The following is a 15,431-nucleotide window of genomic DNA, read 5'->3' on the forward strand; positions in this document are numbered from 1 at the left end:
CCGCCCCATCAGGCAAACGCACCTATCATTCCTGCCCGCCAATGGGCAAACAAGTTTGGATGTTGATCTGCAATCTTCTCCAGAAACAGCATTGCCTTTATTTTATGCTGGCGTAGCGGCTTGAACTTTCGTCTTACCCACCTCACCAGAGTCATGTTGACGTGACGACACATACCATATAACGCAGATCGGGTATAACAACCATAATAGCCTATCCATCCCCAATGATGGGATTCAACCATTGTGCTATTTGCCCTAAGCTCAACTCGGTACGCGTTCTGACTCGTAACTTTCTGACCTTTCCTCGCATTGACTTCCAGCGCCGCTTTACTCACCGCCGGCGTAAAGTTTACAAACACACTGTTTCTTTTGCGATTCCTACACAGTCGCCGTCTGAACGTATACCCCAGAAAATCAAAGGAGGTATGCTTATAGCGCCCTTTGCGACTTCCATCTTTACAGTAAACAATCTTGGTTTTCACCGGATGAAGTTCAAGCCCACAGGACTGAAAGCGTTGCTTCAGTGCTTCCAGCATGTGTTTGGCTTCTGCCTCACTCCGGCAGTGCACCAGACCATCATCGGCATAACGACACCAGGGTGTATCCGAGTAGTGCTTTTGCAACCATTTGTCGAAGACATAGTGCAGAAACAGATTACTGAGCACCGGACTGACAACTCCACCTTGTGGCGTGCCTTTTCCCCGGCTACTCAATTCCCATTGGGCATCTGCATCGGCACCGTCAACCAGCGCTCGATATACAATCTCACCCAAGCCGTATCGGTATGCTTATAGACCGCTTTAAGCAATAGATCATGCGGTATATTGTCGAATAATCCCTTTAATATCAAACTCAAGTACCCAGTCATAGCGCCAACAACGTTCCGCGTGACACCCACCGCATCGAGTGCTGACTTATTCGGCCTGTAGCCATACGAGTCAGGCAAAAAAGTGCGGCTCAACCTGGGGTTCAAATTCCAGTTTGACGACCATCTGAGCAATACGATCACTCACGGTGGGTATACCCAAAATCCGTTCGCCACCTTTCTTCGGTATGGCTACCGCTTTGACAGGCGGCGGGAAGTAACTGCCGGACGACAGCCGATTCCATAACTTGTAAAGATTGTCTTTCAGATTTCTTTCAAAATCTGCCAACGATTGCCTATCAACACCTGCAGCACCCGCATTGGCTTTCACCAATTCAAATGCACGCATCACTTGCCATTTCGAAATGACAAATGGCTTTGCCTCGCTCATATCATCCTCCTGCCTTTCAACAGTTGTGATAGCAATAAAGGCTGCCTGATGTTGCCCTTCGCTCCTCGTTCATTACAAACGCTTCAACACTACTACGAGCAACTCCGCCCCAGTATCACGCATCGGTACTCTCATACTTATCAATTTAGTGATTTGCATTTCTCCCTTTAACATCATGATGACTGGTTCCCACAGTTCCCATTGAAAGCCCGGTACAGAGTCACGCCCACTATACGCCGGACACCATCTGCACAGACTTCGATCCGCTTGCAGACTCATCCCTGAAGTCTTGACGCCCCAGGTTTTGATGTCGAGTCTCTGAATAACGACGCGTCAACATAGGTTCGGTTTAACTCGTCTCTCTGTACCCTACCTGCTAATTATGAATTAGCTTTTCCTCAACGCTCACTACCTGCACTCTTAATACAAGCAGCTTGAGGTGGTTTAAAGCCGGTTTCCGACAACAGACTTTGATGGACCTACCATCATCTTCCAATGAGCTTATACACATCTGATCGCTATTTCCGTATAGCGTCAGTTTGTGTGCCTGTGGCACACTCCAAGATTTTCAGCGGACGATGTGGTGCATGGTCAACAACAGCACCGCATCCTGCTGTTCGGCACTGTCCCTCAGCCGCAATAAGCGGGCACGGATCAAGGGTCCGTTACGCAAGTCGAAGGGCTTGGCGGCTTCTTGCCGGCATAGCGCTTGCCAAGCGGCATCTTGGCCGGGCTCTAAGCCGGTCAGGTCGATGTGCTCCATTTCTACCGCCAGATTTGGGCGGACGGTTTGCACCGCCACGCCGTCCGAGCCGGTCTCGAACACGGTTCGCAGGATTTCGTGCCGATTGACGATGGCCGCGAAGCTTTGCGTCAGTGCGGCAAGATCCAGGCGGCCGGTCAGGCGCAGGGCTACCGGGATGTTGTAGAAGGGGTTGTCCGGCTCCAGCTGGTCCAGAAACCACAGGCGTTGCTGGGCGTAGGATAACGGGATTGAGGCGTTGCGGGAGGGGGCAATGCCATAGACGCCAACTTAAGGCATAAAACGTCCTGATTAGCAAGATGCTTCAGCTTGCCGTAGCCAATAATCCGAGCGGGGTCCAGTCGTAGCCGCAGCCACGATAAGGCGCGTAGTAATGGTATCGAGTCGGAAGCGCCGGTTAAAGCGGTACGCGAACGCACCTAAGTAACGGGTGCCGTATTTTGCGAAATCGAAAGCATGGTAGGCGCCACCTAGACTGGTTTTGAGATTGCCCAGTACCGTATTGATCCAGCAGAACTCAGGCAGGTCTTTGGGTTTCCGACTACCGGCGACGGTTACCTGGTGTTGACAATCGGCATCGGTCACGCCGGCAAAACAGGCCAAGCCGTCGGACCGCACGACACAACCGGGGCTGAGATCGCCTTGTGCCCAATTGGCAATGGCTTTACGGGTAAAACCCGGAATCGGCGCCATTTTGATAAACCTCGGCTGTCCCTCGGGGCTGAGCGAGAGCGCCGCGACAAAGGGCACCTTATTCTCAGAGCCGCGCCCGGCCTTACCGCCAGCCAATTCGCCACCGAGATAGGCATCGTCCACCTGAACTTCGCCGTCCAAGGTGTATCGGGCATCCCGTTCGACCATCGCTTGCATCAGTTTCTGTTGGATCAGCCAAGCGGTAGGGTAACTGACGCCCAACTGCCGTTTCAAAGCCAGGGCGGACAAACCGGTCTTAGCCTGACTGATCAAGTAGATCGCCAGAAACCAGGTCGTCAATTTAAGGTGAGTGCTCTGGAATAAAGTGCCCGCAATCAGCGACGTTTGTAACCGGCAGGACCGGCATTGGAAGGTTTTGCGTCCGCCTGATTTAAGCACATAGTGTTCGGCATGACCGCAGTCGGGGCAGCGAAAGCCTTGGGACCAGCGGGACTGTTCTAAACTGTCTTCACATTGCGCTTCGGTGCCGAATTGCGCTAAAAAAGCAGGCAGTGACAGGCCTGCTTGAAACTGGATTTTATTCATGGCCATGAGCTGGACTCCTTGCTAATTAAGTGGCCAGTATGCGCCTTCTAGCCAAGAATATTCTGGTTTTTGGGCTTTAGCTGAAGCATCTTGCTAATCAGGACAGTTCTTGTCTGATGCCGTTTTCACTGTGACTGTGGAACATTTCGATATCGAGGTGCAATTTTTCATCACGATATTGTTCTTCAATTCGCCAGCGACGGAAATACAGTTCAACCAGTGATTCGGCGGGATACTGACGGCTGCCGGTAAGATTGGTTAATAAGACCGACAGCGTGCCGTCCGGGCTTTCCAAACGGACCGCGCGTAGCTTGATGCTTTTGGGGCCCGGTCGTTTCCGGCGAATCCGCGAGGCCGTATCCAACCAGATGACGGCCTCTGAACGCCCGGATTGGACAAAGTTCTCGACCGCTTTAAAGGTCGATTGGGCCGGACAGCGGAACACGAAAGCCGAATCCGGCGAGGTATCTCGTAAGTAGTAAAGCAAGTCATAGCTGGGATAACCGCGGTCAAACAATAAGACCAAAGGACGATCGGGGAGCTGCGGTAGCAGCTCTTTCACATCCTCGCGCTCGTCGCCTTCCGCTAAGGGACTGATCGCGCGAGCGATCGGTAACCGTCGAAAGACATCGAATGCGGTCGGGACCAGACATTGCGGATAGTGGCCTTTGCCGGGAAAGGTCAAGCCGCTGTTGGGATCGAAGGCTTTGCGAAGCTCGGGCGAGGCCGGCAAGTGATATTTGGAACCGTCAAAAGCCACCGCCGTCATGCCATGCCACGTATATTCCGGCGACTCCGGCCAAAGCGAATAAGCTAACTGCACACTATCGGCTAATAGATCAGTAAAGACGGACCACGGTAATCGACTTCGGGCTTTCGTCACTGCACTCCGATGCACGGCTTCAGCCTCAGGCCAACAACCGCTTCGCCGCGCTTGTTTGAAGAATTCACCGGAATGAATGTCCACGCCAGCGGATTTATCACTGGTAACCAGTGATAACACCAAGGTAATTAGGTTGGGTAAGGAGAGTTTGCGTGTGCGGGTAAAGTGCTCAGCCGATTGCTTTTGATCATCGGCTAACGTGTGTGGAATTAAACGGCGAAATTGTTCAAGATAAGACGAAAGTTGGCATGAATTTTCAAAGCGATGTTTGTGCCATGTTTGCGGTGCTGGTCATAAATGAGTCTCTCTGTAGTGATTTCATGTGCTTATTATAATAAAAACAAGGTATTATGTCTTTATTTTTCTTAAGTCAACAGCATTGATTGTTGGCCTCCCCCTTTGAAAAGTAGGATTGAGGGGGATTTATTTATAAAATCTCCCCTAGCCCCTCTTTTTCAGAGAGGGTGACTGAATACTTACATTCCATTTGCACGGTTTTGATGGGTAACCTATAATCCCAAGCTTGTTTTACGGTTCCCGCACTGCGCGGGTGAAACTGGAAGCCGGTTAAAAGCCGGCGCTGCCCCCGCAACGGTAAGTGATTTTTCACGAGCCCGGAGACAGGCCTAAAACTGACTCATTAATTATTAGTGACAATGCGTTCGTTTTTTAACGCTGATTCTAAATTTAAAGAGTAGAAATCAACAGTATTGCGGCGGGCAATCTGTCAAATCGTTTTTTTTAGGTTTGTCTTCCCCGCTATTCATTCGCCAACCAGACTTGGGAAGGACAACAACCATGAAAACACTCGCCGGCTCTTCCGTCGTTTACTCCGCTAAATTTCTCCCGGGCTTGAGCGCCATCGTATTGGGCTTGACCGTGATTCTAGGCCTCGGCTTCATGCAGGACGCCAACAACTACATTCATAATGCCGCACACGACGGACGCCATAGCGCCGCATTTCCCTGTCATTAAGCGTGGCCGATTTTCGTAAACTGGTGATCGCCGCATTGGCGGCCGGAATCCTTTCCGGCCTGCTGCTCAGCGTCTTACAGTATTATCTGACGCAACCTCTGATTTTAGCCGCGGAACAATTCGAAGCGCCCGCAACCGGCTCCGAACATGAATGGCAACCGGAAAACGGCTGGCAACGCTTCGCCTTCACGATGCTGTTTAACGGACTGAGCGGCTTCGGCTTTGCCTTGCTCTTGAGTGCGGCGATGTATTGGCACGGCACAGGCGGCTATTGGCGCGGCTTATTGTGGGGCTCGGCCGGGTATTTGGTTTTTTTCGCCGCGCCTTCATTGGGCCTACCGCCGGAATTGCCCGGAACCGACAGCGCCGCTTTGCTCAGCCGGCAAGCCTGGTGGCTGTTCACCGCGGCATCGACCGTGGCCGGTTTATACGGACTCTTATTGAGCAAAAACCATGGCCTACAAATCGCCGGCGGCATGTTAGCGGCTGCCCCGCATTTGATCGGGGCCCCGCATCCGGAAATAGCGCAAGCCTTGGCGCCCGAAGCCTTACAACAACGCTTCGTAGTGATGTCCGCCTTTAGCAATGCCCTATTCTGGCTGAGCCTCGGCGCTTTAGCCGGATTCAGCATGACCAAACTCAAACTCTGATTATGAACACTAGCCCATCCGTCCGCCATTGTCCGGCCATGCTGATCAGCGCGCCCGCTTCCGGCCAAGGCAAGACGACCATTACCGCCGCGCTGGCAGCCTATTACCGAAGTCAAAACCGCAAGGTCAGCGTATTCAAAACCGGCCCGGATTTCATCGATCCGCAGATTCTGGCTCATGCCTCGGGACGGCCGGTCTATCAGCTGGATTTGTGGATGATGGGCGAGGCGCATTGCCGAGACTTGCTCTATCGCGCCGCCGCCGAGGCCGATGTCATCCTGATCGAAGGCGTAATGGGCCTCTACGACGGTGACAGTAGCAGCGCCGATCTGGCACAGGCGTTGTCGGTACCGGTCGCCGCCGTGATCGACGCGCAAGGCATGGCGCAAACCTTTGCCGCCGTCGCCTACGGTTTGGCTCATTACCGGCCACACCTAAGGTTTTCCGGCGTTATCGCCAACAAGGTCGGCAGTCCAGGCCATGCCGGATTACTGCAAGAAGCGCTGCCCGAAGACATGCCCCTGCTGGCGGCCCTATCTAAAGACGCGGATATCGCCTTGCCGTCGCGGCATTTGGGTTTACTGCAAGCGGACGAGATCGGCGACTTGGACCGAAGACTGGCGCGAGCCGCCGAATTATTGACCGAATCCGCGCCATGCCGCTTGCCCGAACCGGTTGCCTTTGCTCCGGTTGCAACGACGCCGACGCCGCGCCTTCTTGCCGGCAAGCGCATCGGCATCGCCCGCGATTCGGCCTTTTCGTTCATCTACCAAGCCAACCTCGATTGCTTGCAGGCCATGGGCGCCGAGCTGTGTTTCTTCTCGCCGTTGACCGACACCGAATTGCCGGAGGTCGATAGCCTTTATCTTCCGGGCGGATATCCGGAACTGCATCTAATGGCCCTCGCCGATAATCGCGCGATGAAACAAGCCTTGCATGATCATCACCGCGCCGGTAAACCGATTTATGCCGAATGCGGCGGTTTTTTATACCTCTTGGAAACGCTGACCGACAAACAGGGGCAATCAGCCGCGATGGTTGGCCTGTTGCCGGGTCGCGCGACAATGCAGAACCGGCTGGTCAATCTGGGCATGCACAGTTTGCAGCTGGAGCACGGAGAAATACGCGGCCATAGTTTTCATCATTCGCTTCTGGAAACCGATAAGGAAGCCTCGACCGTATCGATTCCGCAACGCAACCGCAGCCAAGGCGAAAGGTTTTTCCGCGTGGGATCGTTGCAAGCCTCTTATCTGCACACTTATTTTCCGTTCAACCCGCAACAAGCTGCAGGATTTTTTCAATGACCGGATTAGCAAAAGTCTGGTTTGTCGGCGCCGGCCCCGGCGATCCGGATTTGATCACTGTCAAGGGCCGCGATTTGATTGCCAAGGCCGACGCCATTCTGTTCGCCGGTTCCCTGGTACAACAAGCCGCGACGCAATGGGCGCCGGCGCATTGCGCGGTCAAAGATTCCAAGGACATGACGCTGGAACAGATCACCGATTGGTTGATCGCCCAAGCGCAACCCGGCAAGACCGTGATCCGCCTACAAACCGGCGATCCGGGCCTCTATGGCGCCCTGATCGAAATGGTTCAACCCCTGGATAAGGCCGGCGTTGCCGTCGAGGTGGTGCCGGGAGTGTCGTCGGCAATGGCCGCGATGGCCTGCGCGGTGGAAAGCCTGACCTTGCCGGAAGTCACGCAAACCGTGATCCTGACCCGTGTCGAAGGCCGCACGCCGATGCCGGAAGGCGAATCGCTTCGGGAATTGGCCGGCCATCATTCGACGCTGTGCTTGTTTTTATCGATCACCTTGCTGCCAACCATCGAACGCGAACTGAAAGCCGCCGGCTGGACCGACGAATCGCCCGTCCTGGTCGTGCACAAGGCCAGTTGGCCGGGCGAGCAACACATCATTCGCGGCACGCTCGCCGACATCCGCGAACGCTGCCGCGTCGCCAAAATTAACAGCCAGGCGATGATCGTCGTCAGCCCCACGTTGGGCGCGCGCCATTGGCCGGACTTAAAAAAATCCAAACTTTACGACGCCGGCTTCACGCATCGTTTTCGCCGCGCCGAGCAATCAGATTCTTAAGGAACACGCATGACAACCACGATACTGTTAGTCGGCCACGGTTCGCGCAACCAGGCAGGCAATGACGAAATCCTCGAATTTCAACGCCAATGGCAGGCCCGACACCCCGAATGGCGCATCGAACTCTGCTATATCGAACTGGCCGATGTGCTCTTGCCCGAAGGCCTGCGCCGCGCGGCGCAAAATTCCGACAAGGTCATCGTCGTGCCGCTGATCATCAGCGCCGCCGGCCATGTCAAGATGGAAATTCCCGAACACATCGAAGAAGCCCGAGCCCTGAACCCGAATGTCGAATTCGTTTATGCGCCGCATCTGGGCAGTAACGAGACTCTGCTGGAAATCTTGAACAAACAATTGAACGCCACGCTGAAAACCCTGGCGATGCCCGACCCAAAAACGACCGGCGTCATTATCTTGGGACGCGGTTCGTCGGACCGGGTCGCCAACGGAGAACTGGCGAAACTGGCGCGCTGGCTGTTCGAGGCCACCGAACACGAATTGGTCGACATCGCCTTTACCGGCATCACTCACCCGCGCCTGGAAACTGCGGTGCAGCGTCAAGCGCGTCTCGGCATGACGCAAATCGCGATCCTGCCCTACTATCTGTTTACCGGGCTCTTGATCGAACGCATTGCACGACAAGTACAGCGATTGCAAACACAGTATCCGCAAATCGCGATTGCTTGCGGTAATTATTTCGGCTTCGACCCGGGCGTATTCGAACTACTCGACCGACGCGTCGAGGATGCCGCCGACCCGAATTCGCCGAAAATGCTCGAATGCGACGGCTGCCAATACCGCGAACAGGCCGCGCATCAGCACCATCATCACCATTGAAGCAAAGCCATGACCCAAAACATCAAGACCGAACAACTGACCCAAGCCGGACAGCAAATCGAGCACGATTCGTTTGCGATCGTCGACCGCGAAGCCGGTGCTCATCACTATACCGGTGCACAATGGCAAGTCGTGCGGCGCATGATACACGCGACCGCCGACTTTGAATTCAACGGCCTGGCCGAGTTTTCCGATGACGCGGTCGAAGCCGGTATCGCGGCGATTTTGAACGGCGCGCCGATTATCGCCGACGTGGAAATGATTTGCGTCGGCCTATCGAAGCCGCGCCTGGCTCATTTCGGCATGCACACGCATCAATTCATCGCCGATGACGACGTGATCGCGGATGCCAAACGAGTCAACAGCACCCGTGCGGTACAAGCGATGCGTAAAGCCGCTCGCTTGGATTTGCTGAACGGCGGCATCGTCGCGGTCGGCAACGCGCCGACCGCCTTGTTGGAAGTCTTGCGCTTGATCGAGGAAGAAGGCGTCAAACCGGCGCTGATCGTCGGCATGCCGGTCGGCTTCGTGTCCGCCGCCGAATCGAAAGACGCGCTGAGCGCATCGAAAAATATTCCCTGGCTGATCACCCGAGGCCGCAAAGGCGGTTCGACGCTGGTCGTAGCGGCGCTGCATGCGCTCTTGAGTTTGGCGGAAAGCCGGCAACAAAACGGCTGATTCGATGGCGATGGCGGAACGCAAACCCAAAGGTACCCGTAAAGGCTACACCACCGGCGCATGTTCCGCTGCCGCCGCGCGGGCCGCCGTGTGCGGCTTGCTGGAAGGCAGGGTTCCCGAGACCGTCGAATGCCAACTGCCCAACGGCGAGACGGTTCGCTTCAAGGTGGCGGAGGCTTGGGTCAACAGCGATGGCGCGCATGCGGTCATTGAAAAAGATGCCGGCGACGATCCGGATTGCACCAATCACGCCCGGCTGACCGCCGACGTAGCTTGGATAGCGCAGCCGGACACGGTCGTACTGCACGGCGGCGAAGGTGTCGGCCTAGTAACCCGTCCAGGATTGGGGCTGGAAGTCGGCAGCGCGGCGATCAACCCGGTACCGCGCAAAAATATCGAACACAATATTCGTCTCATCGCATCCGAGGCTTTGAAAACCCGTGGTTTGCAAGTGACCATCTCGGTGCCGGACGGCGAAACGATGGCCAAAAAAACGCTCAATTACCGCCTAGGCATTATCGGCGGTATTTCGATTCTGGGGACGACCGGCATCGTCCACCCCTATTCCACCGCCGCGTTCCGCGCCAGCGTGGTACAGGGCGTCGAAGTCGCCGCGAATCAAGGACAAGACACCGTCGTTCTGACCACGGGTGGGCGCACCGAGAAATTCGTGATGCGCGAATTGCCGGCATTGAATGAAAGCTGTTTCGTGCAAATGGGCGATTTTTTGACCCCCGCGCTCGATACCGCTGAACGCTGCGGCATTCGCAGCATCATCATCGGCGGCATGGTCGGCAAACTCACTAAAATGGCACAAGGCGAAACCATCACGCATGCCGGACGTAATCCGGTCGATGTCGAACTGGTCGCCGACATCGCCCGCAGCATCGGCGCTCCGGAGACAGTTTGCCGGGCCATCGCCGAGCAGGAAACCGCTCGCTATGCCTCGGAATGCATGGCCGAGTTGGGTTTGGAATACGAATTCCACATCGAACTGGCCAAACGGGTGATCGCCACATTGGAACGGCGCTACCCTGGGAGCTTCGACATCGGCGTCTTGGTTTGCGACTTCGACGGCAATAAACTGGCGCAAGCCGGAAGGACTTAATCTCTATGTCATTGTGCACTATCATCGGCGTGCTCGACGACGGCGCCGCCAGCTTGAGCTGCGAGGCCTTGCAATCGTTGCGCGAAGCCAAGCACGTCATCGCCGGCAACCGCTTGCTAGCGGTACTGGCGGAAGACATCGCCGGAGCCCGGCATTACGATTTGACCGCCCGGCTCACGCAAGTGCCGGACTGGATCGACGCGGCCTTGGCCGACGAGGAGCCGGTGGCGGTCTTGGCCAGCGGCGATCCTTTGTGCCACGGCATCGCGGGTTATTTGACCGGCAAACTGGACCCGGCCCGGGTCCGAATACTGCCGAATCTCAGCAGCATACAACTGGCCTTTGCCGAACTGCGATTGCCCTGGCAATCGGCTACCATCGTCTCGGTGCATAGCAAGGATGCCGGCGAGTGGACGCCGGGAGCCACACCGCAACATGGCCTGTATGAACTGATGCGGCATTGTCGAAGCAAAGACTTGCTGGCGGTATTAACCAGTCCGGACAATACCCCGGCACGCATCGCTCGCATGTTGCAAAGCGAAGGTTTGGCGGACCAGTTCGATATCGCGGTTGCCCAGCGCCTGAGGCAAAACGAACAGCGCGTCACCGGCTTTATCGGCATCGCCGAAGCGGCCGAAGCCGTCTACGCCGACCCCAATGTAGCAATTCTGAAACGCAAAGCGCCGGCGCCGGCGCCGGTGCTGTTCGGTTTGAGCGATGCGAGTTTTCGTCAGCGCAAACCGGAAAAAGGCCTGATCACCAAACGCGAAATACGCGCCGTCTCGCTGGCGCGCATGCAGTTGACGCGCCGCAGCATCGTCTGGGACATCGGCGCCGGATCGGGCTCGGTCGGGCTTGAAGCGGCGCGCTTATGCCCGGACGGTCATGTCTATGCGATCGAGAAAAATGCCGGCGACATCGACAACATCGAGCAGAACCGGATCAATTGGCGCATCGGAAATTACAGCGTCGTCCACGGCAAGGCGCCGCAATTTTTGGACGCCTGGCCCGACCCCGATGCGGTCTTCATCGGCGGTTCCGGCGGCGAACTGGCCGAATTGATCGACTTGTGTTTGCAGCGCTTGCGGCCCGGCGGCTGGTTGGTGATGAACTTCGCGACCCTGGAAAACCTGTCGACGGCCATCGATACTTTAAAGCGCTTGGGCGCGGACTGGGACGCCTGCCAAATTCAGGCATCGCGCAGCAGTCCGATACTCGATATGCACCGATTACAAGCGGAAAACCCGGTATGGATCATTTCAGCAATACCTCATCATGAACAATAAACTCGGCACCCTCTACGGCATCTCGCTCGGGCCCGGCGACCCCGGCCTGATTACTCGACGCGCCTGGGACTTACTCTCCGGCCCCGGCCATTGGGCTTACCCGGTGCGCAAAAAAAACAGCGACAGCTATGCGCTGGACATCGCCTTGCGCGCCGGACTCGCGATGCCCGGTGAACATAGCCCGTTGCATTTTCCGATGACCCACGACAGCGAAGTCCTGGAGCGTTATTGGCAAGAAGCGGCGCAAACCGTATTGACACGGTTGCAACAAGGCCAAGATGTGCTATTTCTAGTCGAAGGCGATGCCTCGACCTATTCCACCTTCGGTCATTTGCAACGTAGCGTTCGCGCGCTGGAACCCCGAGTACCGGTCGAAGTCATTCCCGGCGTGGCCTCGTTTCACGCCGCCGCGGCGCGTTGCGGCGAACCGTTGGCCGATGTCGACGACACTGTCGCGATCGTCCCGGCCGGCTACGGCATCGAACAGATCGAACGCATGCTGAACGATTTCGATACACTGGTGCTGCTGAAAGTCAAACCCTTACTGGACGACATCATCGAGCTCTTGCAACGCCGCGATTTACTCGACTACGGCTATTTCATCGAAAAAGCCGGCGCGCCGGAAGAGCGCGTCGTGCATGATCTGGCAAGTTTACGGGGGCAAAAGGTCAATTATCTGTCCCTGATGATTATCAAAAACCCGGGCCGCCGGCGTGGCGAGATGCAACGCGGCTGCCGCAAGAAAAAGGAAAATACCGATGCATGATGTGCGCGTTGCGATTATCGCGATTACCAAACACGGCGCGGCCATCGCCAGCCGCTTGGCCCCGCAAATCCCGGAAGCCGAAGTCGTGGTGTCGGCCAAACAGGCCGAACATCTGAGCGAGTTCGCCAATATCCGCAAGGTTTATCAGGGTGCATTGAGCGCGCAGATCGCAGACTTGTTCGAGTCTTACGATCAGCTCATTTTTTTGGTGTCGCTCGGTGCGGTCGTGCGCTTAATCGCGCCGCATCTCAAGTCCAAGGACGAAGACCCCGGCATACTAGTCATCGACGATGCCGCGCAATTCGTGATTCCGGTGCTGTCGGGCCATGTCGGCGGTGCCAATGCCTATGCCGAAAAAGTGTCCGCGCTGCTCAACGCGACACCGGTTCTAACCACCGCATCCGATGTCGGCAAGACCATTCCGGTGGACATTCTCGGCCGCGAATTAGGCTGGCGAGTGGAAGCGCCAAAGATCAACATCACCCGCGTTTCGGCGGATGTGGTCAATCAATTGCCGATCGCTTTCGTACAGGAAGCCGGCAGTAAAAATTGGTGGACCCGGCCGACGCCGTTACCGGACAACATACACCGTTTCGAGCGTTTCGAGGATGTCGATCTCGAACGCTACCGGTCGATTTTATGGGTCACGCACCGGGAAATCGATCCGTCCGTCTGGCAGCGGCTCGAAGAAAGGCTCGTGGTCTACCGACCGCCGCAGGACCCGTCATGAAAGTCATGATCGGCATCGGCTGCGACCGTCATGCGAGTCTAGCCACCTTGCAAGAGGCCTTGGCGCAGGCCTTGCAAAGCTGCGGCCTGGACGAATCGGCGATTGCAGGGCTCGCCAGCATCGACAAAAAACAAGATGAGACTGCGTTAATGCAACTGGCGGCAAGCCGGGATTGGCCGCTGTATTATTATCCTGCCGAAGCGCTGGCGAGTATTCCGGTGCCGAATCCGTCGGCTGTGGTATTGAAATACATGGGCACTCCGGCCGTGGCCGAAGCCGCCGCCATACTGGCCGCGAACGGCGATATGCAAGATTTGCTGGTCGAAAAACACAAACACCTAGGCGCGGACGGCAAAAACGCCACCGTGTCGATAGCGAGAATACCATGACACCAACAGGAAAAATTTTACTGGTCGGCATCGGTCCCGGCGCGCACGAACACATGACCTTTCGAGCCCGAGAAGCGATAGCCGAAGCCGATGTCGTGATCGGCTACAGCACCTATATCAAACTGGTCAAGGACTTGCTCGACGGCAAGGAAGTGATCAAAAAAGGCATGACCGAAGAACTCGATCGCAGCATCGAAGCCTACGAGCATGCCAAACAAGGCAAGACTGTCGCGCTGATTTCCTCCGGCGACATCGGCGTCTACGGCATGGCCGGCCCGACTTACGAATTATTGCTCGACAGCGGCTGGACGCCCGACGATCCGATTGAAGTGGAAGTGGTTCCCGGCAGCACCGCGCTGTCTAGTTGCGCCTCCTTGGTCGGCGCGCCGTTGACTCATGATTTTTGTTCGATTTCGTTGTCCGATTTATTGACGCCGTGGCCGGTCATTGCCCGGCGTTTGGAAAGCGCCGCGCAAGGCGACTTCGTAGTGGCTTTGTATAATCCGAAAAGCGGCCGTCGTACCCAGCATATCGTCGAAGCGCAACGCATTCTGTTACGCCACCGCAGCCCGGAAACGCCGGTGGCCATCGTCAAATCGGGCTACCGCGCCTTGCAGAACATTCAACTCGTCAAGCTGGCCGACATGGCCGATTGCGATATCGGCATGTTGACCACTGTATTGGTCGGCAACAGCAGCACCTTTGTCCGCGAAGGCTTGATGGTAACGCCGCGCGGCTACGCCAACAAATACGATGCTCTGACCGGTGAAACACGGGACGGCGAACAAGCGGGCCGTTCGCTGAGCATGGGCCTGGACGGCTGGAAAGGCGCAGTCCGCCGTTATTTACGCGACACCCCCGAAACGACGCTGCAAAAAACGGCGGCGTATTTCGGTCAACCGCTGGCTGAAATACTCGATGCCGTCGGCCAGTCGACGCCTGACGAGTCAGCCGGTAGTTTCACCGCGCGGCAAGTGAGGCAGGACCTGCAAGACGGCTTGTTGGATTCGTTGCCGCACTGGGGCAAATTACGCGCCGTGGTTCGCAGCGAAGGCGGTGCGGTGGCCGAATTGTTGATCGACGGCGCCGATTTACAGAAAAAAAACGATTGGCTGAACATTGTCAACGACGCCTTTCATTTACACATCGATTGGAGTCAGGCCCGGCAAACCTGGTTCGTCAGCCGCGGCGAGAAGGCTCACGGCATTCAAGTGACCGATGCTCAGGGCGATTTGTTGTTCAATCTATGGCTGGTCGCCGGCGATGCCGGATTCGACGCCCGAGCCTTGCAGCGCTACCGGGACGACCGCGAGGAATTATGCCAAACCTTAACATCGGATATTCATCATGACTAATCACACACCCTCCATGCCCGAAAAACCCAAAATGGGCGACTACAAGCGCCATCTGCTAGTTTGCACCGGTCCGCGCTGCACCGAAGACGGCGAAGCGCAGGCATTATTCGAAACTTTGGGCGAAAAATTCAAAGCCGCCGGCATCGATAAAGGCGCGCTCAGAGTCAAGCGTACCCGCACGCACTGTTTCGCCACCTGCAAATCCGGACCGATCATGTGCGTGCAACCCGACGGCATTTGGTACTACAACGTCAACGAAACCAATCTGCAACGCATCATCGACGAGCATTTGCTCGGCGGCAAACCGGTCGAGGAATTGATTTATCATCGCGCTTGTTCTGCTGATGCAGTGAGCAGTGAGCAGTGAGCAGTGAGCAGTGAGCAGTGAATGATGCGGTATTTCAATCACCTGTCAAGACCG

At 56.2% G+C, this 15,431-nt stretch carries 18 protein-coding genes and 1 riboswitch; of the genes, 13 read left to right on the forward strand and 5 right to left on the reverse strand.

Annotated elements, in window-relative coordinates; genetic code table 11:
- Window positions 1-8: 8 nt before the first annotated feature.
- The 5 genes from EQU24_RS23020 to EQU24_RS11995 form a co-directional block, all read right to left on the reverse strand.
- Window positions 9-773: a reverse transcriptase domain-containing protein gene (locus tag EQU24_RS23020; protein WP_244310883.1), complete on the reverse strand. Its 765-nt coding sequence runs from the start codon at window positions 771-773 to the stop codon at window positions 9-11.
- A gap of 165 nt (window positions 774-938) precedes the next feature.
- A complete protein-coding gene (locus EQU24_RS23025) occupies window positions 939-1,256 on the reverse strand; it encodes an RNA-dependent RNA polymerase family protein (RefSeq protein WP_244310884.1) in 318 nt (105 codons plus the stop codon).
- Window positions 1,257-1,824: 568 nt separating this feature from the next.
- Entirely contained in the window at window positions 1,825-2,274 is a 450-nt protein-coding gene (locus EQU24_RS11985) for a condensation domain-containing protein (protein ID WP_083877608.1), read from the reverse strand.
- Window positions 2,275-2,310: 36 nt separating this feature from the next.
- Window positions 2,311-3,264, reverse strand: a complete 954-nt coding sequence (locus EQU24_RS11990; protein WP_017839276.1) for an IS1595 family transposase — start codon at window positions 3,262-3,264, stop codon at window positions 2,311-2,313.
- A 91-nt stretch (window positions 3,265-3,355) separates the two neighbouring features.
- The gene (locus EQU24_RS11995; RefSeq protein WP_138767169.1) at window positions 3,356-4,351 is read right to left on the reverse strand and encodes an IS4 family transposase; all 996 of its coding nucleotides are present in this window, start codon (window positions 4,349-4,351) and stop codon (window positions 3,356-3,358) included.
- A gap of 304 nt (window positions 4,352-4,655) precedes the next feature.
- Window positions 4,656-4,785, forward strand: a riboswitch (cobalamin riboswitch).
- A 154-nt stretch (window positions 4,786-4,939) separates the two neighbouring features.
- On the opposite strand from EQU24_RS11995, the gene EQU24_RS12000 reads away from it, so the two are divergent.
- Genes EQU24_RS12000 through EQU24_RS12060 form a run of 13 tightly spaced genes read left to right on the forward strand, consistent with a single transcriptional unit; the run spans window position 4,940 to window position 15,377 of the window.
- Window positions 4,940-5,116 (forward strand): CbtB domain-containing protein, encoded by a 177-nt coding sequence (locus EQU24_RS12000; protein WP_017839274.1) that lies wholly within the window; start codon window positions 4,940-4,942, stop codon window positions 5,114-5,116.
- Window positions 5,117-5,118: 2 nt separating this feature from the next.
- Window positions 5,119-5,766 carry a CbtA family protein gene (locus tag EQU24_RS12005; protein WP_017839273.1) on the forward strand — a complete coding sequence of 216 codons (648 nt, stop codon included), beginning with the start codon at window positions 5,119-5,121 and terminating at the stop codon, window positions 5,764-5,766.
- A 2-nt stretch (window positions 5,767-5,768) separates the two neighbouring features.
- Window positions 5,769-7,070 carry a cobyrinic acid a,c-diamide synthase CobB gene (locus EQU24_RS12010; RefSeq protein ID WP_040575274.1) on the forward strand — a complete coding sequence of 434 codons (1,302 nt, stop codon included), beginning with the start codon at window positions 5,769-5,771 and terminating at the stop codon, window positions 7,068-7,070.
- Window positions 7,067-7,861 carry a precorrin-4 C(11)-methyltransferase gene (gene cobM, locus EQU24_RS12015; protein ID WP_017839271.1) on the forward strand — a complete coding sequence of 265 codons (795 nt, stop codon included), beginning with the start codon at window positions 7,067-7,069 and terminating at the stop codon, window positions 7,859-7,861. Before EQU24_RS12010 ends, cobM begins: the two co-directional genes overlap by 4 nt.
- Window positions 7,862-7,870: 9 nt before the next feature.
- Complete coding sequence (locus tag EQU24_RS12020; protein WP_017839270.1) at window positions 7,871-8,698, forward strand: sirohydrochlorin chelatase; 828 nt, start codon at window positions 7,871-7,873, stop codon at window positions 8,696-8,698.
- 9 nt (window positions 8,699-8,707) lie between these two features.
- On the forward strand, window positions 8,708-9,376 hold the full coding sequence (locus tag EQU24_RS12025) for a precorrin-8X methylmutase (protein ID WP_017839269.1): 669 nt from the start codon (window positions 8,708-8,710) through the stop codon (window positions 9,374-9,376).
- A 4-nt stretch (window positions 9,377-9,380) separates the two neighbouring features.
- Entirely contained in the window at window positions 9,381-10,484 is a 1,104-nt protein-coding gene (locus EQU24_RS12030) for a cobalt-precorrin-5B (C(1))-methyltransferase (protein WP_017839268.1), read from the forward strand.
- A gap of 5 nt (window positions 10,485-10,489) precedes the next feature.
- Window positions 10,490-11,770 carry a bifunctional cobalt-precorrin-7 (C(5))-methyltransferase/cobalt-precorrin-6B (C(15))-methyltransferase gene (locus EQU24_RS12035; protein ID WP_017839267.1) on the forward strand — a complete coding sequence of 427 codons (1,281 nt, stop codon included), beginning with the start codon at window positions 10,490-10,492 and terminating at the stop codon, window positions 11,768-11,770.
- The gene (gene cobI, locus EQU24_RS12040; protein WP_017839266.1) at window positions 11,760-12,536 is read left to right on the forward strand and encodes a precorrin-2 C(20)-methyltransferase; all 777 of its coding nucleotides are present in this window, start codon (window positions 11,760-11,762) and stop codon (window positions 12,534-12,536) included. The genes EQU24_RS12035 and cobI overlap by 11 nt, the downstream gene beginning before the upstream one ends.
- Window positions 12,529-13,266, forward strand: a complete 738-nt coding sequence (locus EQU24_RS12045) for a cobalamin biosynthesis central domain-containing protein (protein WP_017839265.1) — start codon at window positions 12,529-12,531, stop codon at window positions 13,264-13,266. The genes cobI and EQU24_RS12045 overlap by 8 nt, the downstream gene beginning before the upstream one ends.
- A complete protein-coding gene (locus EQU24_RS12050) occupies window positions 13,263-13,655 on the forward strand; it encodes a cobalamin biosynthesis protein (RefSeq protein WP_017839264.1) in 393 nt (130 codons plus the stop codon). The genes EQU24_RS12045 and EQU24_RS12050 overlap by 4 nt, the downstream gene beginning before the upstream one ends.
- Window positions 13,652-15,010, forward strand: a complete 1,359-nt coding sequence (cobJ, locus tag EQU24_RS12055) for a precorrin-3B C(17)-methyltransferase (protein WP_017839263.1) — start codon at window positions 13,652-13,654, stop codon at window positions 15,008-15,010. Before EQU24_RS12050 ends, cobJ begins: the two co-directional genes overlap by 4 nt.
- Window positions 15,003-15,377, forward strand: a complete 375-nt coding sequence (locus EQU24_RS12060; protein ID WP_040575272.1) for a (2Fe-2S) ferredoxin domain-containing protein — start codon at window positions 15,003-15,005, stop codon at window positions 15,375-15,377. Before cobJ ends, EQU24_RS12060 begins: the two co-directional genes overlap by 8 nt.
- Window positions 15,378-15,431: the final 54 nt, after the last annotated feature.

This window comes from Methylotuvimicrobium buryatense, from assembly GCF_005931095.1.
Lineage (GTDB): Bacteria > Pseudomonadota > Gammaproteobacteria > Methylococcales > Methylomonadaceae > Methylotuvimicrobium > Methylotuvimicrobium buryatense.